Below are 21,535 nucleotides of genomic sequence, written 5' to 3'. Positions count from 1 at the left end.
GGACTCGGCGGCCTCATCGCCCCGTTCGTCGGCATCAAGCTCATCGACATGATCATCTCCCTCATCCCCGGGCTGGGCTGACACATGAACAACTCCCTTGGAAACACCGCCCGCCTCATCGGAGCCGGCCTGCGAGCCCTCCTCGTCCTGACCGTCCTGTGCGGGGTCCTCTACCCCCTCGCCATCACCGGCATCGCCCAGACCGCCTTCGGCCACGAGGCCAACGGCTCCGAGATCAAGGACGCGGGCGGCCGGGTCGTCGGCTCCTCCCTGATCGGGCAGTCGTACGGGGACGACCCGCGCTGGTTCCAGGGCCGCCCGGCGGCGGGGCTGGCCGAGAACACCCTGAACACCCGGTACAAGCTGCTGGTCTCCGGAGCCACCAACAAGGCGGCGGACAGCCCCGAGCTCCTGAAGGCGGTGGAGGAGGCCAAGGCCAAGGTCGTCCTGGACAACACCGTCCCCGGGTACACCCCGCGGATCTCCGAGATCCCGGCGGACTCGGTCACCTCCTCCGGCTCGGGTCTGGACCCGAACATCTCCCCGGAGTACGCGAAGCTGCAGACGGCCCGCGTGGCGGAGAAGAACCACCTCCCGGCGGCGGAGGTGGCGAAGCTGGTCGAGACCCACACCGAGGGCCGCACCCTGGGCTTCATGGGCGAGCCGCGGGTCAACGTACTGGAACTGAACGTGGCCCTGAAGGCGCTCACGGAGAAGTAGCGGTGTCGAGGTCACCGAGGGGCACCGGGTTCGCAGGCCCCTCGGTGACACCGCCGTCTCCCGTCCGGAAACGGCCCGCGCGGTCAGGCTTCCGAAGACGACCCGACGACTGCGGCGCGCTGTACCTTCGGCTGATCGGTCTGCGGGGCCATCAGGCGGCGCAGCAGCCGGACCAGCGGTCGCTCCACCCAACGGTGCAGCAGCCAGGCGACCAGCACGACGCCCGCAGTCACCCCGAGAAGGGTCGGCCAGGCGCCCCACTGCTCGTTCCAGCGCCAGATCACCCGCACGCCCAGCGACTGGTTCACAAGGTAGAGCGGGTACGAGATCGCACCCGCGACCGGCAGCCAGCGCCACTGGATCCAGTCCAGCTTCCCGAGCGCGATCAGGCCCATGAGCAGGTACATCGCGGTGATCGCGGTCAGGCAGACCTTCCAGTTGATGCCGTGTGCCTCATCGGCCATGATCGCCGGGAGGCGGTGCTGGATCAGCAGCCAGGACAGGGCCAGGATGCCCAGGGTCTCGGCGTCGACCCGGCCGGCCCGGCGGACGAGGTAGAAGGCGATGCCGGCGATGAAGAAGGGTGCCCACTGGGACACCAGGATCTGGTCCAGCCAGGGGAGGCCCCATGCCGGGGCCAGGACCGAGCCGAGCGCCCAGAGCCAGCAGAAGTTCGCGATCCGACGGTGACTGGCACCCAGCAGGACGACGAGCGAGAAGATCATGTAGAACCGCAGCTCGGCCCAGAGCGTCCAGTAGACGACGTCCACACCCCTCACGCCGAGGGGGCTCTGCAGCATCGTGAGGTTGGTGAGCATCTGGCTGAAGGTGACCTTCGACGCGCCCATGATGTCCGGGCCCAGCCGGGCGGCGGCGGAGGAGAGCACGACGGCCGCCCAGTAGACCGGGAACAATCGCAGAATCCGGCCCTCCCAGAACTGCTGGAGGGACTTGCCCCACCCGGACATGCAGATGACGAAGCCGCTGATCATGAAGAAGAAGACGACACCCAGCCAGCCGAACTGCGCGATCCGGTGCAGCAGGGGAAACAGCTCCTTCGCGGTCCCCTGCCAGGGGACCGTCCCGTAGCCGGCCAGGAAGTGGAACATCACGACCGACAGCGCCGCGAGCAGCCGCAACCCGTCCAGCACCGCTATTCGCGGTGCCCGCGCGGCCCCGCCGGCGCCCGGCCGACCCGGCCCGCTCCGGACGGGTTCGGGTGCCTCCTCCGGAGTCTGGGGGGGCACCGGGACGCGGTCCCCTGCGAGGACGAGCCTGTCGGACATGACGCCTCTGAAATTCCTGCGATGTCCATGACACCGGCACGTTGGGGGGTAAGGAGCCACACGATCGTAGCCGCGTCACTCAGCCCCTATGGGGTGGCGGTCAATAGGACCGTTTTGCCCGGTGGGAGGGTTCCCGCTTCCGCCTGGGCGTGTACGGCGGCCAGCTCGTGCAGGGGGCGGAGCGCGGCGGGGGTCGGGTCCAGGTGGCCCTCGTCGACCAGGGCGGCCAGGCGGGACAGCTGACCCGTGTCGGCTCGGGCCACCAGGTGGATGCCGCCGGGGATCGGGGTGGCCACCGAGACGGCGCGGCCGGGCCCGTCGATGCCGTACCCGTCGGGGCCGAGCAGGGCGGCCAGCTCCGCGGCGGCCTCGGGGCCGAGCGGGGCCAGGTTCACGATCGCGTCCAGCGGGGGCTCCTCCCCCAGCGCCTCGCGGAGCGGGCCCGCGCCGGGGGTGAGCACGCGCCCGGCCCCGTACCGCCGGGCCGATTCCGCGCCGCGCGGGGTGGTGACGGCGATGACGGTGGCTCCGGCCCAGCGGGCCAGCTGCACCGCGAGACCGCCTACGGCGCCGCCGGCCCCGTTGATCAGGACCCGGCTGCCCGCGGTGACGCGCGCCGCCCCGAACAGGGCCTGCCAGGCGGTCAGTCCGGCCACCGGGAGCGCGGCGGCGGTGGCGAGGGAGACCGACTCAGGTGCGGGGACGAGGAGTTCGGGCCGGACGGCGGCGTACTCGGCCGCCGCACCGCCCTCGTCGAGCCGGCCGATGACCCGGGCGCCGGTGCCGACGACCGTACCGGCCAGGTCCCAGCCGGGGGTGTGCGGGAACTCCAGCGGGAGGACTCCCTGCAACAGCCCTCCCCTCAAGGCCAGTTCGGACGGATTGAAGGAGGTCGCCGCCACCTTCACGAGCACCTCGCCGGGGCCCGGGACGGGCCGCGGGACCTCCTCGTGACGCAGGACGGCGGACCCGCCGTAGCCGTGGAACCGCACCGCGCGCATGACTTCCGTGCTGTTGATCGCCATGCCCCGAAGCTATGGGCGGGTGCGGAGACTTCCCATGCGGGAAAGTGCCCGATTCCTGCGCGATCGTCTACGGGTGGTGGTCTACGCTGCCGCGTCGTGGACGTACTCAGCGATGTCATCGCGCTCATGCGGACCGGTCGGCCCACCTCGGCGCTCGTCCGGTGGCACGCGCCGTGGGGTCAGCGCTTCCCCGCCGTACCCGGCTCGGCCGGCTTCCAGGTGGTGCTGAGCGGGAGCTGCCACCTCGTGACCGAGGACGGCGGGCCGGCTCTCGAACTGGGCGCGGGAGACGTGCTGTTCATGCCCCACGGGCACGGATACACCCTGCTCGGGAGCTCGGGCGCGGCCGTCGCCGAGCCGCGTTGCGACCTCGTGGACGGGCCCGGCGGGCCCGTGCTGGTCAGCGACACCGTCGGCGAGCCCGGCGGCGGGCCCGAAACCGTCACCCTGTGCGGCGGCTACCGCCTCGACGCCGAGCACGCGCACCCGCTGCTCCGCGAACTGCCCGCCGTACTGCGGCTGTCCGGCGGGCCGGACGGAGTACCGGGGGTGGCGGAGGCGGTGGCCCTGCTGGCACGCGAGGCCGCCCCGGACCGCACCGCCCCCGGCGCGGGCCTCGGCGCGGACACCCTGGTGCCGGCGCTGCTCGACGTACTGCTGCTGTACGTGCTGCGGGCCCACTACGAGGGCGGGGGCGCGGGCGGGGACTCCGGGGCCGGTGCGGACGCGGGCTCCGGGGCCGGCACGGGCGCGGGCTCCGGCGGTTGGGCCGGTGCGCTCGCCGATCCCGGCATCGGCGCGGCCCTGACCGCCATGCACCGCGAGCCGCACCTGCCCTGGACGGTGGCCTCGCTCGGCACACGGGCCGGGATGTCCCGGGCCGCCTTCGCCCGCCGCTTCCACGGCCTCGTCGGCCGGCCCCCGCTGGCTTACCTGACCTGGTGGCGCATGACCACGGCCGCACGCCTGCTGCGCACCACGGACGCCCCCCTCGCGACGCTCGCGACCGGCTCCGGCTACGCCTCGGAGTACGCGTTCGCGCACGCCTTCAAACGCGCGTACGGCATTCCCCCCGGCCGCTACCGCGCGACCGGGCCCGCCCGGACGCTCTAGGCCATCTCTTTCGGATCTTGCCTGACCCGGGTGCACAGCGGGCGTCTCAGCTCTCGGCGGGGGCGGCGGGCCGGTCTGCTTGCCGGGAATCGGATCGCGATCAACGGGGTTGGTGGGGGACGAGCCGTTAATCGCCATCAACGGGGTTGGTGGGGGATGAGCCGTTATTGGAGAGTCATGCGAGCGATTCAGGTGTACGAAGTGGGCGGTCCCGAGGTGCTGCGGGAGGCCGAGGTGGACCAGCCGCGGCCGGGTCCGGGCGAGGCGGTCGTGGAGGTCGCCGCATCCGGGGTCAACTTCCTCGACGTCTACCACCGCGAAGGCCGGTACAGCCTCCCGCTGCCCTTCACCCCGGGCTCCGAGGGCGCCGGCACGGTCGTCGAAGTCGGACCCGGCGTGACTGACGTCGCGGTCGGGGACCGGGTCGGTTGGGTGGAGGTCCCCGGCACGTATGCCGAGCGGGCCGTCGTGGACTCCTCCCGGCTGGTGCCGCTGCCCGACGACATCGGCTTCGAGACGGCCGCCGCCGTACTCCTCCAAGGCATGACCGCGCACTATCTCATCAAGGACGCCTACCCCGTTCAGCGGGGCGACACGGTGCTCGTGCATGCGGCTGCCGGCGGCATGGGGCTGCTCTTGACCCAGCTCATCACCCATCTCGGCGGCAGGGTGATCGGCACGACCTCGACCACGGCGAAGGCCGAGCTGGCGAAGCGTGCCGGGGCCGCCGAGGTGATCCTTTCCTCCGCGGTCGACGATCTCGCAGCCGAGGTGAGGCGGCTCAACGGCGGTCAGGGACTGCCGGTCGTCTTCGACGGCGTCGGCGCGCACACCTTCGACGCGAGCCTCGCCAGCCTGCGAACCCGCGGCCATCTCGTGCTGTTCGGCGCCGCAAGTGGTGCCGTGCCGCCGTTCGATCCGATTCGGCTCGCCCACGGCGGTTCGCTGACCCTGATCCGGCCCAGCCTCGGGGACTTCATCGCCGATCGGTCCGAACTGCTCCGACGGGCCGCCGATGTGTTCGAGTGGGTGCGCTCCAAGGCGCTCGAGGTCACCGTAACGGGCCGCTACGCATTGTCCGAGGCCGCCCAGGCCCACAGCGATCTGGAGGCTCGGCGTACCACCGGCAAGCTGCTCGTCGTACCCGATGCGGCCGCCATTGGACGCCGCGAGGAGACGCGGAGCTGATCGCGGGTGACGAGGTCGGGGATCTTGGAGACGGAGGTGTACCCCTTCAAGATCCCTCAGCCGAGACCTGGCTCACCCGTCCACAACCTCCCCGGACGGAACACCTAGGACTCGCTCGCTCCCGCCTCGCCGCGGAAGACGGCGAGGTCGCCCCCGGGCAGCGACGCGAAGAGCCACCCTCCCGGGCCCTTGACCTGCCAGGCCTCGAAGGACGGATCGAACCGGCAGTTCAGGTGGTGGCCCGTGTCGAACACGAGCCGCAGGTCACCGGACTTGAACGCGACCGCCGACAGCACCTTCGCCCCGAGGAGGACGCGGACCGCCTCGACCTCCCACGACTCCGGTGTCAGGAGCACGGACGGGTTCGCCTGGACCGTCCCGTGCGAGAGGCTGACGGGTGCCTCGATGGCGACCTCCCCGTCCGAGTCGAGGGCCAGCACGAGCCGGAAGTCCGCGCCGATCCCGGTGACGCTCCTGCCGCGAAGGTTCAGGATCCACCGGTCCTCGTGTTCGACCGGACTCTCTTCAGTGCGCATGACCGCACCTTGACCGATGCGGTCGCCGCACACCATTAGGTTTCCCCGTCCCGGGGGGCGAAGGCGCGTTCACAGGCGTTCGGCCAGGGCTCTGGCCATCGCGACCGTCGGGACGGCCTCGCGGACCCGGCGGTACGGGGTCAGGTCGCGCAGCAGGCGGCCGAGGGCCTCGCGTACCGCGCGGGACTGCACGGCCGGGGCGGCCGTGAGGAACGCGCGCCAGTGCTCGCACGCCCGGGTGAGATGGCCCAGCCGCAGCAGGGTCTCGGCGAGTGCGGCGTGCGTGAGCGCCCTCGCCCGGTGCTGTCCGGCCGCGCGGCCGAGCAGGGAGCGCTCCAGGGCCTCGGCGGCGGCCGGGAACTCGCCCAGGGCCAGATGGGTCCGGGCCCGCGCGAAGTCGAGGTCGGCGCGGGCGTACGAGTCGAAGGGGCCGGCGGGCGGCTTCGCCGCGTGCCGCTCGTGCAGCAGATCGGCGGCGGCCAGATCCGCGGCGGCCGCCGCCCGCTCCCCGGCGCGGGCCTGCGCAGCCGCGCGCTGGACCAGGAGGAAGGCCAGCGTGCCGGGTTCCCCGTCGGGGGGCGCGGTCTCCACGGCCAGCCGGGCGAGGCGCACGGCGTGCGCGGGCTGCCCGAGCCGGCCGGCGTGCGCGCTCATCGCGCGGAGCGTGATGGCGTACATCCGCCGGTCCCCGGCCTGGCGGGCCAGCCCGAGCGCGATGCCGTGGTACTCCTGCGCGAGCCCGTGGTGTCCGGCGTCGGCGGTCATCTCCCCGAGCAGGTGCGCCAGTTGCGCGTATCCCAGGAACACGTCCCCTTCCGCTCCCCCCGGTCCGGCCTCCCGCCCTCCCCCGGGCCCCTGGCCGGTACGCGGCTGCGCGCCATCCGCGCCGGTACCGCCGGGACCGGCGGCTGCGAAGCCGGGCGAGCCACCACGGGTACCGCCGCCTGCACGGCGGACACCGCCGCCGCTACCGCCGCCGCTGCCGCGCTGGGCACCACGGCCGGCGCCACTGCCGTCACGGCCGCCGTCACCGCCACGGTCGCCACCACGACTGCCGTCGCCGTCGCCTCTGGCACCGTCGCCGCCTCCACCCCTGCCAGCGTCACGGCCGGGGCACCTGGCGCCGTCCCCGGTCCGGGCTTCGGGCCCGTACCCGGCCCCATGCCCGGCCGGGGCTCCAGCTCCGCCCCGAGCCCCGGTCCCGGCCCAAGTCCCGGCTACGGCCTCGTCTCCGGCTGCGCCCCGCCCCCGGCCCCGGGCTCCGGCATCTGCCCCCGCCCCGGCTACGGCCCCGGCCCCGGCCCCGGCGCCATCCCCGTCTGCGTCCCCGTCGCCGTCGCCGTCGCCGCCCGCCCGGCAGGCCTCGTCCGCGCGCAGCCCCGTACCGCCCCGGGCCGGGAGCCCGTCCGGTCCGGTCGGGCCGCCGCCGCCCCCGGAACCGGCCACCCGCCGGTCCGTTGCGGCGTCCCGGGCGAAGGGTGCGGCGGGGTCGGGGTGGCGGGCGGCGAAGGCTCCCGCGTCCTGGGCCAGCCAGGCCGCCAGGGCCGCGCGGGTGTGCGTACCGCCGTGGGTGAGGTAGAGGCCCGAGAAACTCCGTGTGAGGTCGCGCAGTTGCTCCGCGTGCGCCTTGAGGTGGCGCCGCGCGGCGAGCTCCGCCAACCCGGTCCCCGCCGGGTCGGGACCGGCCTCCGGCGCGTCCCAGCCCGGTACCGGGACCGGCTGGTACGGGCTCTGCAGCAGCGGCGGCCGACTGCGCGGGTCCGAGTCCGCGCGCGTCTGCAGGGCCAGCCGCCGCAGCCCCTCGGGGGCGGCCCGCACGGCCCGCCCCCGCCCCGCACCCCCACCCGAGGCCCCCGCCCCACCGGAGCCGGCAGCGGTGGGTCCGGAGCCCAGGTGCCGACCGGAGCCCGAGCCGGAGCCGGAGCCGGACTCGGAGCCGGAGCCGGAGCCGGAGCGAGCACCGGGCCGGGGCTCGAAGCCCGCCTCCTCCACCGTGACCAGGCGTCCGCAGCGCTCCGTCAGCGCCGCCGCTATCAGCTCGGGCACGGGCCGGCGCGGTCTGGTGCCCGACAGCCAGTGCGCCACGGCGGTCCGGTCGTACCGCAGGCCCAGCCCGTGGAGCGTTCCGAGCGCGTTGACGCCGCGCGCCAGCTCGGCACCGCTCCACCGGGCCTCGGCGAGCAGCCCGGCCAGCCGCGCGTTGGGGGGTCTGCGCGTCACGCCGGCCACCCCCCGACCGCCCCGCCGCACGGGCCGGACGACGGCCCCCGCCCCCCGCACAGGATCCTCCCCCTGTCCACATTCAACGCATTCACCACTGCGACCCCCGCATTCCCTTCTCCGGGTCCGGCCCCTGGTGTTCGCTGGAGCCGTCCCCATCGGATTCCACGGACCGGAGAAGCATGTCTGCCTCGGAAACGGCCACCGCCACCGCCACCGCCGCGCACGCGTACTCGTTCCCCTATCGGATTTCCGGAGTCGGCGCCCAGATCGGCGACATCATCTCCGTCGACGACTGGGCCCGGCTCGCACACATCCCGCACCGCAAGAGGGAGGGCAAGGAAATCAGCGGCTCCGACATCCAGCGGATACTCGGGGTCACCTCCAAGAGCTGGGACCGCGAGCGGTTCGGGGCGCTCGACACCGTCCTCGACGTCGCCCGCCAGGCCCTGCGCTCCGCCCGCGCCGAGCCCGAGGACATCGACGCCGTCTTCGTCGCCACGTGCACCCCGTACGAGATCATGCTCGACCAGGACGCCTTCAACCTGCTGCGACGCCTGCGCATCCCCGACAGCGTGCCGCCCTTCCAGCTCGGCGCCGGCTGCGGCGGGCTCTCCCGCGTCGCCGCGCACCTGGCCCGGACCGGCGCCCGGCGCGCGCTCGTGATCTCGTACAACGCCGCCAGCCCGATCGGGATCGACGAGAACGGCATCATTTCCCAGTACAGCGGCGCGGACGGCGAGCATCCCTTCGCGCACACCCTCTGGTGCTCCGGCGCGCTGTTCTCCGACGCCGCCACCGCGCTCGTATTCGAGCGGGACGAGGAATTCGACGGACTCGGTTTCTATTCGCGCGATTCCCTCGATTTCGGGGGCGAGCCCGGATTCAGCGATCCCCTCATCCATTACCCCGGCGGCGGCGCCGCCCACCCGCCCGGTTTCCCCGGATCCGCCGAACTCTCCGCATTCGGTCTCAACGGCCCCGAACTGGCCCGCTATTACTCCCGGGGCATGATGCTGAACCAGGAGACGATGGACGCGCACCGCCCCGGGTTCGTGGACGAGGTCCGGCGCATCTACACCCACCAGGCCGGGCCGGCCCTGGTCGAGGACTACCACCAGCTCGCCGGGCTGGACACGTTCAAGGCCCCGGCCCACGCCCGCGAGCTCGGCAACCTGGTCACCTCCGCGACGCCCGTGCTGTTCTACACGGACCTCGTGAACGGCCTGGTCGGCGCGGACGACACCGTCTGCTTCTCGGTGATCGGCGCGGGTCCCGAGCGCGGAGCCTTCCTCGTACGGGTCGCGATCCCGGGCGAGGTCACCGTGACCGAACCACTGCCCCCGGTCCCGGCCGCCGCACAGGCCGCACAGGCCGCACAGGCCGCTCAGCCCGCCCGGGTCACCACCGTCACTGCCGCCACCGCGTAGGAGCACGCGCCCCACCTCCTCCGAAACGAGCCCGCCGTGCACATCGCCCTCGCCGGTGCCGCCAGCCCCACCGGCATCCGACTCGCCGCCGAACTCCTGGGCCGCGGCCACCACCTGACCCTGCTCACCGCCACCGACGTACGGCAGAGCAGGCGCCTGCTGGCCCGGCAGCTCACGCTGATCGGGCTGTATCCCGAGTACGTCGACCTCCTCGCGGCCCGTCTCGACGCCCGCCGGGCCGCCGACGTGCTGGCCGCCGGTGTCCGGGTCGGCGCCCCGGACACCCCGTCCGCCCCGGCGGGCCGTCCCTTCGACGCCGTCTGGTGCGTGGAGCAGCCTGCCGCCACCGCGGTCGCCCTGCTGCCCCTCGCCACCGCGAGCGGGCGCCGTACGGCGTTCCACCTGGTCACCGTCGGGGACGCGGGTACGGCCGGGCGTACGGTCGCCGCGGCGGCCGTACGGGGCCGCTTCCCGGCCGGGGTGCACTGCCTCGCCCCGACCGTGAGCGACCTCGCCGACCATCCGGAGCTGCCGCGGTCCGCGTTCACGCGGACCGCGGTGGCCGAGGCCACCCGGCCGTCGCCCCCGGGTTCCACCGGCCCCGCGGTCCCCCTGGTCCCCACGGCCCGCACGGCCGTCAACCTGCTGCCGCTCGCCGCCGCCGGCCGCGCCCTGGCCGACGCCGCCGAGCAACCCGGCTGGTCCGGGCTGCGCCACATCGGCTGGGTGCACGCGCACCCGGCCGAGGCGGCCGACCTGGCCCGGGCCGTCGGCCCCGAGCCGGCCCTACGGATCCTGCGGCGCCTCTCGGCGCTCCAGCCGGCGGCGGCCACCACCGAGCTGGACCTCCCGCCCATCGGCGCCCGCTACCTCATCCGGGCTGCGGCGCCCGCCCTGCCGCCCGTCCGGGTGCCGGAGCGGGTGTGAGCGCGGCGGAACGGCCGTGGCGCGAGCGGCGCGTGGTGGACGGCCTGGCGGACGCGCTGCGCGAGGCCGCCTCGGAGCGCTTCCTGGGCGGCGGCGCAGCGCCGGCGAAACCGGCGCCCCCGACGTCACCACCTCCGCCGCCGGATCCGGGAACGCGCTCGGTCGACCGGTTCGGAAAGTAATGGGGTCCCATGGCCAAGGCATATGCGTACGGATCGTTCATGATCCAAGGACAAGGCGCCCCGCCCACCCCCGCAACTCACGCCGACGGCCCGTCATATCGTCCCGCTTGACAGGTTTTCGCATGTGGCAGAACGTGCCGCGGACCCGACACGCCCGAGTCCCGCACTTGACGTTCTCACCCGTTCGGGCGCACGTCGCCCACAACCCCGTCCGCCCCGGCCCACCGGCCGCGAGCTGCGAAGACGCACCGTCCCGACGGAGAAGAGGCAGTGACGCGCCGTCAGCCCCTCGTGTTACGCACGGTGCCGAGGGCCGCCGAAGGGTCCACTGCTCTCAGGAACCGGCCGCCCGAGCCGGACCAGAAGGGATTCCCATGCCCCGCGCCAAGTGGGTCGTCGGCGTGCTGACGGCGGCTCTGCTGCTCACCGGCCTAGGGGTGTTGCGCACCACCGAAGGAGGCCGGCCGGGCGCCCCGACCGCCGGTGACGCCCTGCCCTCACGCGTGCTGGGACTGTCCGGCCCGCGCCGGCTGGCCCGGCAACTGGAGAACTCCGGCGGGCACACCACCGGGAAGGGTGCCCGTCGCCCCGCACGGGCGGGCGTCACGCCGCTGCCCCACGCGCTGCCGCTGCGCCTGGTCATCCGCAGCCTCCAGGTGGACGTCCCGCTGACGGGCGGCACACCGGCCGGCGAAACGGACGCCCGGCCTGGCGGCGGGCCTGTCGGCGGGCCGGCCGTCGGCGGAACACCCGCTCACGGCAGTGCCCCGGCCCGCCGCGGCGCACACGCCGTAGGCCCCGACCGTACGGACGGGGCCGTGTGGGACTCCACCGGCCCCGCCCCGGGCTCGGTCGGCACCGCCGTCGTCTCCGGGGACTTCCTCCGCCTCGCCGAACTCCGGCGCGGGCAGACGGTCGAGGTTCCCCGCGCGGACCGGCGTACCGCCGTGTTCACCGTGTACCGGGTCTCCCCCACCGGGGTCTCCGAACGCGACACCCAGTCCGGCAAGGCCCAACTGCGGCTGGTCAGCGGCGAGACGGCGGTCCTCGCCCGGCTGACCGGCCAGCGCCGCGCACCCCGCTGACCGGGCGGGCGGCCCCGGAACCGTCACCCCCCTCGGCCACCTGACAGCCGAGGGGGGTGACTTCGTCCCCCGGTCGGGGGACGAACCCGACCGGGCGGGTGGGCGGCCCGCGTGTCGGGGCACACCCTTCGCATGAGCGGGACGCGGCGTGCGCGGACGGCACTGGGCAGGGCCCTGAGGGTGCCCCTGACGGTGCTCTGCGTCGTGCTGCTGTGCGTGTTCGGCGCCGGACAGTCCGGGCCGTCCCCCGCGACGGCCGCCGGCGCCCGGCCCTCCCCCACGGCGCCCGCCGAGCCCACCGAGGCACCGGCCGATCCGGCCGGTGACCCCGAAGTGCGCCAGGCGGTACGGGTGACCGTGCGCGGGTTCCCCGGCGTACGGGCCCTGCGGCGCCCGGTGTTCCACGTGAAACACCCCGGCTTCGAGGCGGTGGGCCCGCGCCCGGCGGACACGACCGCGACGGCTTCGTCCCCGTGGGTGCTCCGGAGTGTGGTCCTGCGCTGCTGAGCGGACCGAGATCCAGATCCGCGCAGCAGCAGTAGCCGCGCGCCCCGCACGCGCGTTCCCCACACCCCCGAGCACCGTGAGGTTCCGCCATGCCCTTCGACCCGTACCTGGCCCTGAACGCCATGCTCCGCGCCGAGGCCGCCCGCTTCTCCCCGCAGACCCCGCCGGCCCCGCCGGCCCCTCCGGCCCGCCGGACCGAACCCGAACCCGTCCCGGCCGCCGAAGTGCCGGCCGCGGAGGTCAAGGCCGAGCAGCCGACCGCCTGAAGACGTACCGCATGAGGACATGAGGAGGCACCGGTTCCCGCGCTCTCGGCAACGGAGAGTGGTCACGTGAGGTTCGACCACGGAGCACGGGAACCGGCGCCACTACCAGTGTCGGCCGGCGGGGTGTCCACCCACTTCAGTCTTTCGTCCGCATTCGGCCCGCCGAAAGTACCGTCCGGGCCGAACACGAAGGACGGGTACTAGTCCTCGCGTACGTAGTACCGGTAGAACGCCGCGATTCCGACGCCCGCGCCGACGGCCAGGCCGAGGCCGCTGGACTTCAGGACGCTCTCGTCGGCGAGGCTGTACAGGTAGCCGAACGAGACGCCCGCGAAGATCGCGTACACCGCCGCGTGCGCCTCGCGCCTCAGCCGGGGGCCGATGCGGGCCAGGGCGAACAGGCAGGCGGCGAAGATCGCGCCGCACAGGATCCCGTAGAAGACGTTGCCCGCGTCGACGGGCCCCATCTGGCGCTTCATGAAGGCGGCGTAGACGCCGTAGACGAGGCCCATGAGCAGGGGGCGGGTGAGGGCCGACCTGCTCAGGTGGGTCGTGTCGGCCGCCGTGTGCCGGTGTCGCCGGGGGGCGGTGGGTGCCGCATGTGCCATGACGGGCTCCTCTCTCCCATCATCCAGGGCACACCCGCCGCCCCCGACCGGCAACTGGATCACTCGGCGGGGGTTCCTGGAGCGGGCGGGCGAGCCGGAAGCCGCCCGCAAGCCCGGCACGCGCCGCCCGCGCACCACCCGCCCGCAGTACCCCCGCTCGCGCCGGGCGTCCGGCCGCCTTTCCCTGGTGACGTGCGGACCTTCCTCTCGGCGGTACTCATCGCGCTCGTGGCCCTGCTGGTGCCCGCGAGCGCCGTCGCGTACTGGGCCGATCACGAGCTCGGCAGTGCCGACCGGTACACCGCCGCCATGTCCCCGCTCGCCTCGAATCCCGCCGTGCAGAACGTCGTCGTCACCCAGGCCGGCCGAGCCATCTCCGGGCAGATCGACGCGGGCCCCTTCCAGGGCGGGGTCGACGCCCTGCTCGCCGAGGCCCTGCGCTCCTTCGTCGGGACCCCCGCCTACCGCACCGCCTGGGACGCGGCCAACCGCGCCGCCCACGGCGCGTTCTTCGAGGCGCTCACCACCGGTCACGGAAACGCCGTCAGCATCGATCTCGCGCCCGTCATCGCCCAGGTCAAAGGCGTTCTGGTGGAGAACGGGGTGCCGCTCGCCGACCGCATCCCGGTGACCCACCTGTCGGTCAAGGTCATGGAGTACGACAACCTCGGCGCGCTCCGGAAGGGCTTCCGCATGCTCCAGATCGCCGGGGTCTGGCTCCCCCTGCTGACCGTGCTGCTGGCCGCGACGGCCATCACCGTCGCCATCCGGCGCCGCCGGGCCGTGGTGGCGACCGGACTCGGACTCGCGGCCGGTGCCGTCCTGCTGTGGGCGGCCGTGGCCCTGTGTCGCCGCCTCACCCTCGACGATCTCCCGGCCGACATCGACCGGGCGGCCGCCGAGGCCGTGTACGACGCGCTCACCGCTTTCCTGCGCACCACCGCCTGGGTGGTGCTGGCCGTCGGACTCGCCGCGGCACTGGCCGCCTGGCTGGCGGGCCGACTGCGCCGCACCCCATAAGCTCGGAAGGGAGACATTGGCGAGCAAATCCGCAGAACACCCCAGAGAACGACCTGGTGAGCGCTCCGGGCGACACACCCCGGAAGAACCGATTCGCGAGCGGCGGCACGGAAGCGGGAATGAGCAGCGAACGCACGGAAGACATATCGTCCGGGCGGGCCCGGCACACGCCGGGACGACCCCACCCGCTGGCACCGCCCGCCTGGCTGCTGAAGGGGCTGCGGCCGAGTTCCGCGCCGATCCCCTGGGCCGCCGTACTGCGCGCGGGAATCGCCCTGGCCGTTCCGCTGGCCGTCGGCTTCGCCGTCGACGAGCCCGAGTACGGCGCGCTCGTCTCGATGGGCGCCCTGTCCGGGGTCATCGGCGACACCGCCGACGCCTACCGGATGCGCATCCTGAACATCGCCGTGCCGCAGCTGTTCGGCGCCGTCGGCGTCGCGCTCGGCACCCTGGTCTTCGGGCACGGCTGGCTCGCCGTCGCCGTGCTCACCCTGATCGCCCTGGTCTCCGGGATGATCTCCTCCATCGGCACCGTCGCCTCCGTCTCCGGACTGCTGCTCCTGCTCAACGCCGTGGTCGGCGCCGGTCTGCCCATGCCCCGGCCCTGGTGGACGGCGCCGCTGCTGCTGAGCGCGGGCGGGCTGTTCGTCCTCGTACTGACCCTGCTGGGCTGGCCGCTGCGGGGCCGGCAGCCCGAGCGGGCCGCCGTCGCCGCCACCTACCGGGCGCTGGCCGACACCCTGGAGGCCGCGGGCGGGCCCGGGCCCGCGTACGAGGAGCGGCGCCAGCAGGTCACCCAGGCCCTGAACCAGGCCTACGACCTGGTGCTGGGCCGGCGGGCCCGGGTGCACGGGCGCAGCCCCTCGCTCGTACGGATGCTGGCGCAGCTCAACGTGCTGATCCCGCTGGTCGAGGCCGCGCCCGCCGCGCACCTGCGGCGCAAGCCGCTGGCCCCCGAGATCCCGGCGGCCGTACGGGAGCTGGCCGCCGCCGTCGAGGAGGGCCGCACGGGAACGCCCGTACTGGACCTGCCCCCGCCGGACGGTCAGTCCGAGCGGGCCATCGACGCGGCCCTGCGGCACGCCGCGACCATCGTGCTGCTGGCCGAGCCGGACCCGTACAACGTCGACGACCGGCTCGGCCGGCCCGCCGCGCTGCGGGTCCGGGCCCGCCGGGCGGTGCGCGACATGATGTTCTCCGAGGCCTCGTGGCGGTACGGGCTGCGGCTCGCGCTGTGCATCGGGCTGGCGCAGGCGCTGGTGTCGGTGGTGGAGATCGAGCGCTCCTACTGGGTCGCGCTGACGGTCACCTTCGTCCTCAAGCCCGACTTCGGATCGGTCTTCTCCCGGGCCGTGCTGCGCGCGCTGGGCACCGCCGCGGGGCTGGTCATCGCGGCGGCCGTGCTGTCCGAGGTGCCGCGCGGCTGGTGGGACGTACCGGTGATGGTGGTCCTGGCCGCGCTCATCCCCGCGTTCTCGGTCAAGGGGTACGCCTTCCAGACCGCGGCGATCACCCCGGTCATCCTGCTCCTCTCGGACCTGCTCAACCACCAGGGCTTCGACCTGATCCGGCCCCGGCTCCTGGACAGCCTGATCGGCTGCGCCATCACCCTCGTCGCGGGCTACCTCCTGTGGCCGGAGAGCTGGCACACCCGGATCGGGGACCGGCTGGCCGACGCGGTGGACGACGCGGCGAGCTATGTGGAGCGGGCGTTCTCCGCCGCGGACACGGAGGCGGGCCTCCGGGCGGCCCGCACCACCCGCCTCCAGGCCCGCCGCCGCATCTACCGCGACCTGTCGGGCGTGCGCAGCGAGTTCCAGCGGGCGCTGACCGAGCCGCCGCCGACCGGGGAACGGGCGGCGGCGTGGTGGCCGCTGGTCGTCGCGGTGGAACGGATCGTCGACGCGACGACGGCCGCCCGGGTCCGGGTCAACCACGGCGCGCAGCCGCCGGGCCCCGAGGAGGTCGAGGCCATCGCCGAGGACCTCCGCGGCCTGGCCCGAGGCGTCCGCAGAGCCAGCACCCCGGCACAACTCCGCCCCCCGACACCCCCGGAGGTCGACGAAACCTCGGTCCTGGCCCCGGTCCGCCAGGAACTGTCGGCAGCCCGAGCCATCGCGGACCCGACCCGATAGATCCAGCCCCTCGGCGTGCAGGTGAGGGCCGACGCCAGCCAAAAATCAGCCCCGCCGGCGTTTGAGGCGCGGGGGTCCGGGGGCCGGCCCCCGTGCGGCGGCGCCGCAGACGGCAGCGGCCCCGCGTACCCCCCAACGGCCCAGCGCCCCGGGCCGTCCCGGGCGGGGCGGGGGAGCATCAGGGCATGAGGCCCTTCAACCGTCGCGGCCGCGGCCACTGCATCCTGCTCACGGCCGCCCTGGCGGCCATCGCGGGGTGCGCCGACGTGGAGGGCCTCCGCAACGACGGCGACCTCGGCACCGTGCACGCCCCCCGCAGCCTGTGGAAGGACATCCGCCCCGAACCCCCCGGCCCGGGCCAGAAGCCCGGCACGGCCGCCGTGGTGCCGGGCCTCGGCAAGGTCGACGGGCTGTCCATGCGGGGCGTGAACGCGCTGGACGTCGTACGGGCCGACATCACCTCCGCCACCGCCGCCGACGGCGGCACCGGCCGCCTCGTCGACCCGCGGGCGATCCAGCGGCTCGCGCTCTGTACACAGGCTGTGGACGGCGGCCCCGACTGCCCCGTGCGGCCCGCCGTGCTCGCCGACGTGACGGGCAACGGCAGGGACGAGCTGATCACCGCCCTGGACATCGACGGCCGGCTCAGCGAACTGCGCGTCTACACCGTCCAGGACGACGGGACGATCGCCCGCATCCTGTCCCGCCGCGGGGTACTGGAGGGCGTGGAGGTCGCCGCCGAGCACCTGGCGGTGCGCGAGCCCACCTCGAACCCGAAGAAGACCTCCGTCTCCGACTACGTGTGGGACCCGGAGGCGGGGATCATGAACCTGTCGCAGCTCACCCTCGACGACTGCCCCGGCCCGAACGACGGCCCCGGCCCCTGCCCGGAACCGGCCGCGAGCACCAGTACGAGCACGGGCTGAGGGCGGGCCGCGATGCGCAGGACGAGCAGTCTGCGGTGGAAGATCGCCATGACCACCACGGCCGTGTGCTGCGCGGTCGCGGCGGCGCTCGGGATCCTCGTGCACAACGTGGTCGCCCGGCAGCTCGTCGGGGAGGTCCGCAAGGACGTGGACCGCGAGCTGAACTACGCCCTGGCCCAGTACGAGTACGGCACCGCGCTCGGCGGCGGGAACACCGCCCTGGACCCGCCGCGGCTCCCGCGGCCGCTGCGCGAGCTGGTCGCGCGCGGACTGACCGGCAGCATGGTCGGCGACCACGACGGCAAACCCGTCATGTGGGCCGCCGGACCCGCCGACGGCAAGGCCCTCGCGGTCTGGATCCCGTACGACAGCACCCGTACGCGGCTGCGGGAGATCGACACCGCGATCCTGGTGTCCGCGCTGCTGGCCGCCGGGGTGGTGGCCCTCGCCGGTGTCTTCCTCGCGGGCCGGATCAGCCGCCGGCTGGCCACCACCGCCGCCGTGGCCCGCCGGATCAGCGCCGGGGACCTCGACGCCCGCGTCGGCTTCCCGGCCGACGCGGAGGACCGGCCCGGCTCCCGCGACGAGGTACGGGACGTCGCGCAGGCCCTGGACTCGATGGCGGCCTCGCTGCAGGCCCGACTGGAGGCGGAGAAGCGCTTCACCGCGGACGTGGCGCACGAACTGCGGACCCCGCTGACGGGCTCTCTCGCGGCGGCCGCACTGCTCCCCGAGGGCCGGCCCAAGGAGATGATCAACGACCGGCTGAAGGCCCTGCACCTGCTCACCGAGGACCTGCTGGAGATCTCCCGGCTGGACTCGGGCGTCGAACAGGCCGATCTGGCCCGGGTGGAGCTCGGCCGGGCGGTGGAACGGGCCGTCGCCGGTACCCGGCTGACCGTCTCGGTACGGATCCTGCGGGACGCGGTGGTGCTCACCGACCGGCGCCGCCTGGACCGGATCCTGACCAACCTGCTGGTCAACGCCGACAAGCACGGGCGGCCGCCGCTGGAAGTGAGCGTCGAGGGCCCGGTGGTGACCGTCCGCGACCACGGGCCGGGCTACCCCGCCGAGCTGATCGAGAAGGGCCCGCAGCGCTTCCGTACCGGAGACCCCGGACGCGGTCGCGGCCACGGACTGGGCCTGACGATCGTGGCCGGACAGGCGGCGGTACTGGAGATCGCGCTCGGCTTCTCCAACGCCCCCGACGGGGGCGCGGTGACCACCCTCCGACTGCCCGTGGGCCGTCTGACGAGCGGAAGTTGAGGCAAGCCGAACGGGGCGGTCTGCGCTGGTCGGTGTGTCACGTGAAACACCGACCGCCCCGCCGACTCAACTCAGCACGAACCATCCCTCATCGGATCAAACGCCGATGTTCTTGCCGTCCTTGCGCCACACGGACACGACCGCCGGGCGGACGATCTTGCCCGGACCGTCGGGCCACACCGACTGCGGCTTCTCGACGGACGCGCCGTCGATCTCGCCCGGGTGCTGGACGGCCACCAGGACGCGCTTGTCCTGGATGATCGGGCCGCAGGTCTCGGCACCGCGCGGAACCGTCAGGAACTGCTTCAGCTCACCGCGGCGCTCACCGGCCGTCGCGACGCCGAACAGGCCGTCGTGGGAGCCGAGCTGGTTGCCGTCCGTGGAGATCCACAGGTTGCCGTGCGGGTCGAAGGCCACGTTGTCCGGGCAGGAGATCGGGCTGACCTTGTCCTTCGGGAAGCCCGCGAAGTAGGTCGACGGGTCGTTCGGGTCGCCCGCGACCAGGAAGAGGCGCCAGGCGAAGCCGTCACCGGCCGCGTCGTCGAAGTTCTCGGCGAGCTCGAGGATCTGCCCGTGCTTGTTCTGGTTGCGCGGGTTGGCCTCGGTCGCGCCCTCCGCCTTGCCCGGCTTGCCGCGGTCGGTGTTGTTGGTCAGCGCGATGTAGACGCGGCCGGTGCGCGGGGACGGCTCGACGTCCTCGGGACGGTCCATCTTGGTCGCGCCGGCCTTGTCGGCCGCCAGGCGCGTGAAGACGGCCACCTCTTCGGCGGTCATGCCCTGGACGTGCGAGACGTTGCCCGAGGGGGACGAGGTGAGGAGCTTGATCCACACGCCGGAACCGTCGAACTCGCCGTCGGCGGGCAGCTTGCCCGTGCCGTCGATCTCGGCGGCCTGGGAGTCGCCGGTGAGCTTGGCGACGTAGAGGGTGCCCTCGTCGAGCAGCGTGAGGTTGTGCTCGTGCGCGGCGCGCGAGTCGCCCTTCTTCATCCGCTTCGAGGAGACGAACTTGTAGAAGTAGTCGAAGCGCTCGTCGTCGCCCATGTAGACGACGGGACGGCCGTCCTCGGTCAGGCGGGGCTGCGCGGCCTCGTGCTTGAAGCGGCCGAGCGCGGTGCGCTTGCGCGGGGTGAAGTGCGGGTCGTACGGGTCCAGCTCGACGACCCAGCCGAAGCGGTGCGACTCGTTGGGCTCCTGCGCGACGTCGAAGCGCTTGTCGAACCGCTCCCACTTGCGCTCGGTGGCGCCGGCGGTCACGCCGTAGCGCTTCAGGCGGGCGGCCGCGGTCGGGTCGGTGACCTGGCCGGCGTTGCCGAAGTACTGGTTGAAGTTCTCCTCGCCGTGGAGGGTGGTGCCCCACGGGGTGGTGCCGCCGGAGCAGTTGTTCAGCGTGCCGAGCACCTTGGTGCCGGTGGCGTCGACCGAGGTCTTGACCAGGGCGGAGCCGGCGGCCGGGCCGGTCAGCTTGAACTCGCTGGTCGCGGTGAGGCGGCGGTTGAGGCGGTGGCGGCTGACCGCGGTCAGCTTGCCGCTGCGGCGGTCCTCCTGGACCACGACGACGCCGAGGCCGTGCGCGGCCCAGGCGATCTCGACCTGCTCGCGGGTCGGGTTGGCCGGGTCGTACGCCTTGAACATGAGGTTCTCGTCCGTGTACTCGTGGTTGGCCACGAGCAGCTGACGGTCGTCATCGTCGTCGTCGAGCGGGAGGAGGCTCAGGAAGTCGTTGTTGTAGCCGAACTGACCGGCCTGGGCGGCGGCGGTCTGCTTGTCGGCGTCGAAGGCGGGGGCACCCTTGACGATCGGGTCGCCCCAGCGGATGACCACGTTCTGCTCGTGGCCCTCGGGGATCGTGACCTGGTCGGCGGTGTTCGGCGCGACGGGCTTGAAGCGCAGGCCGCGGGCACCGTCGACGCCGCCCTTGCCGCGGGCCGCGCTCAGGGCGTCGGCGGCGGGGTCGGCGGTGGCGGAGGAGCCGTTGCCGCTCAGGGTGAGGGCGGTACCGGCGGCAGAGGCGACCGTGACGACGGCGGCGGAGCGGAGCATCGCGCGGCGCGAGTAGGCGCGGGCTATGACGTCCCCGGCGTACTCGTTGTCGCTGGTGTTCGGCACCTCGTGGAAGCAGGCGTCGCCGCAGCGGTAGCGGCAGGTGAGGGCGGAACGGCCGCCCCCATGCGAGTTGCCGATCAGGGGCAGGAGCTTGCGCACGAGTGTCCTCCGTTGATGCACGGTCCCCGACAACATGTCGGAACAATCCGTCGGTGACGGTAGGCGCGGGTTGCGCCGATGCGGCGGCGCGCGGATGAACGCCCGGTGAATCCGGCACGTCGGGGCGGGAGTTCGGGTGCGGAGGGAGTGTGCTGGAGCGGCGGGCGCCACGAAGTGGTGCCCCTAAGGTGCCCCTGCCGAAGATCCAGCCAAGGGGCCGATAACCTTACGTGTCCACTCTGGGCAGGGATCTACCGCGCCTCACGGACAAATGACGCACGCACTCATGCGAAAGGCCTGGCCCATGGGTATTCGGAGCTTGTTGCGCAAGGTGTTCGGACGGACTTCGGAACCGGTTACGGAGTCGTCCGACACCCCTTCGGCGGCCCTCCCGAGTCAGACCGAACGCACCCCACTGGACGCGGCGGCGGAACTCGTCGCGGCGTCCTTCGACAACCCCACGGTGCCGCCGCAGTCCGCTCCGCGCGACCGCGAACCGGGCACCGTCCTCACGGCCCCCGCACCGGCCCACACCCCGGACCCCACGGTCCCGGAAGCCCGCCGCTCCCCTTCGGGCCCCATCCCGCCGACTCCCCCGGCGGAGCCGACCCCGTCCGCCGAGGCCGAGGCCGAGGTCGTCGCCGAGGCCGCTGTGACCGCACCGGAGGCCGACCCGGCCGCCGAGGCGGACGCTGCCGCGCCGCAGGCGCAGGACGAGGCCGACGCCGCCACCGCGCCGGAGGCGGAACCGCTCGTGGCCGTCGCCGCCGAGGCGGACGTCGTCGCACCGCAGGCGCAGGACGAGGCCCCCGCCGTCGCGCCGGAGGCCGAACAGGCCGCCGAGGCAACCCCGGAGGCGGAGCCGCTCGCGGCAGCCACCACCGAGGCCGACC

At 73.8% G+C, this 21,535-nt stretch carries 19 protein-coding genes and 1 pseudogene; 14 read left to right on the top strand and 6 right to left on the bottom strand.

The window, feature by feature from the left end:
* Nucleotides 1-84 precede the first annotated feature (84 nt).
* Nucleotides 85-720 carry a potassium-transporting ATPase subunit KdpC gene (gene kdpC / locus ACWGDE_RS19435; protein WP_453390221.1) on the top strand — a complete coding sequence of 212 codons (636 nt, stop codon included), beginning with the start codon at nt 85-87 and terminating at the stop codon, nt 718-720.
* 83 nt (nt 721-803) lie between these two features.
* Here kdpC and ACWGDE_RS19430 read toward each other — a convergent pair whose 3' ends face one another.
* Nucleotides 804-1,871: an acyltransferase family protein gene (locus ACWGDE_RS19430; RefSeq protein ID WP_453390220.1), complete on the bottom strand. Its 1,068-nt coding sequence runs from the start codon at nt 1,869-1,871 to the stop codon at nt 804-806.
* 221 nt (nt 1,872-2,092) lie between these two features.
* On the bottom strand, nt 2,093-3,031 hold the full coding sequence (locus ACWGDE_RS19425; RefSeq protein ID WP_453390219.1) for an NADP-dependent oxidoreductase: 939 nt from the start codon (nt 3,029-3,031) through the stop codon (nt 2,093-2,095).
* A gap of 96 nt (nt 3,032-3,127) precedes the next feature.
* On the opposite strand from ACWGDE_RS19425, the gene ACWGDE_RS19420 reads away from it, so the two are divergent.
* A complete protein-coding gene (locus ACWGDE_RS19420) occupies nt 3,128-4,144 on the top strand; it encodes an AraC family transcriptional regulator (RefSeq protein WP_453390218.1) in 1,017 nt (338 codons plus the stop codon).
* Between the two features lie 216 nt (nt 4,145-4,360).
* The gene (locus ACWGDE_RS19415; protein WP_453390217.1) at nt 4,361-5,332 is read left to right on the top strand and encodes a quinone oxidoreductase family protein; all 972 of its coding nucleotides are present in this window, start codon (nt 4,361-4,363) and stop codon (nt 5,330-5,332) included.
* A gap of 104 nt (nt 5,333-5,436) precedes the next feature.
* Here ACWGDE_RS19415 and ACWGDE_RS19410 read toward each other — a convergent pair whose 3' ends face one another.
* Complete coding sequence (locus ACWGDE_RS19410; protein ID WP_453390216.1) at nt 5,437-5,868, bottom strand: DUF6188 family protein; 432 nt, start codon at nt 5,866-5,868, stop codon at nt 5,437-5,439.
* A gap of 69 nt (nt 5,869-5,937) precedes the next feature.
* Nucleotides 5,938-8,088 carry a tetratricopeptide repeat protein gene (locus ACWGDE_RS19405; RefSeq protein ID WP_453390215.1) on the bottom strand — a complete coding sequence of 717 codons (2,151 nt, stop codon included), beginning with the start codon at nt 8,086-8,088 and terminating at the stop codon, nt 5,938-5,940.
* Between the two features lie 182 nt (nt 8,089-8,270).
* On the opposite strand from ACWGDE_RS19405, the gene ACWGDE_RS19400 reads away from it, so the two are divergent.
* The 6 genes from ACWGDE_RS19400 (at nt 8,271) to ACWGDE_RS19375 (ending at nt 12,485) form a co-directional block, all read left to right on the top strand.
* Nucleotides 8,271-9,518, top strand: a complete 1,248-nt coding sequence (locus tag ACWGDE_RS19400; RefSeq protein ID WP_453390214.1) for a 3-oxoacyl-[acyl-carrier-protein] synthase III C-terminal domain-containing protein — start codon at nt 8,271-8,273, stop codon at nt 9,516-9,518.
* A gap of 36 nt (nt 9,519-9,554) precedes the next feature.
* A complete protein-coding gene (locus ACWGDE_RS19395) occupies nt 9,555-10,445 on the top strand; it encodes a hypothetical protein (protein ID WP_453390213.1) in 891 nt (296 codons plus the stop codon).
* Nucleotides 10,442-10,627: a hypothetical protein gene (locus ACWGDE_RS19390; protein WP_453390212.1), complete on the top strand. Its 186-nt coding sequence runs from the start codon at nt 10,442-10,444 to the stop codon at nt 10,625-10,627. Before ACWGDE_RS19395 ends, ACWGDE_RS19390 begins: the two co-directional genes overlap by 4 nt.
* Nucleotides 10,628-11,001: 374 nt before the next feature.
* The gene (locus tag ACWGDE_RS19385) at nt 11,002-11,712 is read left to right on the top strand and encodes a hypothetical protein (RefSeq protein WP_453390211.1); all 711 of its coding nucleotides are present in this window, start codon (nt 11,002-11,004) and stop codon (nt 11,710-11,712) included.
* A gap of 132 nt (nt 11,713-11,844) precedes the next feature.
* Nucleotides 11,845-12,219: a hypothetical protein gene (locus ACWGDE_RS19380; RefSeq protein WP_453390210.1), complete on the top strand. Its 375-nt coding sequence runs from the start codon at nt 11,845-11,847 to the stop codon at nt 12,217-12,219.
* Between the two features lie 89 nt (nt 12,220-12,308).
* Nucleotides 12,309-12,485, top strand: coding sequence for a hypothetical protein (locus tag ACWGDE_RS19375; protein ID WP_453390209.1), 177 nt, complete (start codon nt 12,309-12,311; stop codon nt 12,483-12,485).
* Nucleotides 12,486-12,685: 200 nt separating this feature from the next.
* On the opposite strand, the gene ACWGDE_RS19370 is transcribed toward ACWGDE_RS19375, so the two are convergent.
* The gene (locus tag ACWGDE_RS19370) at nt 12,686-13,093 is read right to left on the bottom strand and encodes a hypothetical protein (protein WP_453390208.1); all 408 of its coding nucleotides are present in this window, start codon (nt 13,091-13,093) and stop codon (nt 12,686-12,688) included.
* A 192-nt stretch (nt 13,094-13,285) separates the two neighbouring features.
* Here ACWGDE_RS19370 and ACWGDE_RS19365 point away from each other — a divergent pair, with 192 nt between their 5' ends.
* The 4 genes from ACWGDE_RS19365 (at nt 13,286) to ACWGDE_RS19350 (ending at nt 18,440) form a co-directional block, all read left to right on the top strand.
* Complete coding sequence (locus ACWGDE_RS19365) at nt 13,286-14,113, top strand: hypothetical protein (protein WP_453390207.1); 828 nt, start codon at nt 13,286-13,288, stop codon at nt 14,111-14,113.
* Nucleotides 14,114-14,232: 119 nt separating this feature from the next.
* Nucleotides 14,233-16,248: an FUSC family protein gene (locus ACWGDE_RS19360; protein ID WP_453390206.1), complete on the top strand. Its 2,016-nt coding sequence runs from the start codon at nt 14,233-14,235 to the stop codon at nt 16,246-16,248.
* 185 nt (nt 16,249-16,433) lie between these two features.
* Nucleotides 16,434-17,174, top strand: coding sequence for a hypothetical protein (locus ACWGDE_RS19355; protein WP_453390205.1), 741 nt, complete (start codon nt 16,434-16,436; stop codon nt 17,172-17,174).
* A 48-nt stretch (nt 17,175-17,222) separates the two neighbouring features.
* Complete coding sequence (locus tag ACWGDE_RS19350; protein WP_453390204.1) at nt 17,223-18,440, top strand: sensor histidine kinase; 1,218 nt, start codon at nt 17,223-17,225, stop codon at nt 18,438-18,440.
* Nucleotides 18,441-18,536: 96 nt separating this feature from the next.
* Here ACWGDE_RS19350 and ACWGDE_RS19345 read toward each other — a convergent pair whose 3' ends face one another.
* Nucleotides 18,537-20,642, bottom strand: coding sequence for a PhoX family protein (locus ACWGDE_RS19345; protein ID WP_453390203.1), 2,106 nt, complete (start codon nt 20,640-20,642; stop codon nt 18,537-18,539).
* Nucleotides 20,643-20,946: 304 nt separating this feature from the next.
* Between ACWGDE_RS19345 and ACWGDE_RS19340 the strand changes: the two are divergent.
* Nucleotides 20,947-21,535 (top strand): annotated as a pseudogene (locus ACWGDE_RS19340) (hypothetical protein); the annotation flags it as partial.

Source organism: Streptomyces sp. NPDC054956 (assembly GCF_053609185.1).
Note: the sequence above shows the minus strand (reverse complement) of the source record. Positions and strands in the feature narration are given on the sequence as shown.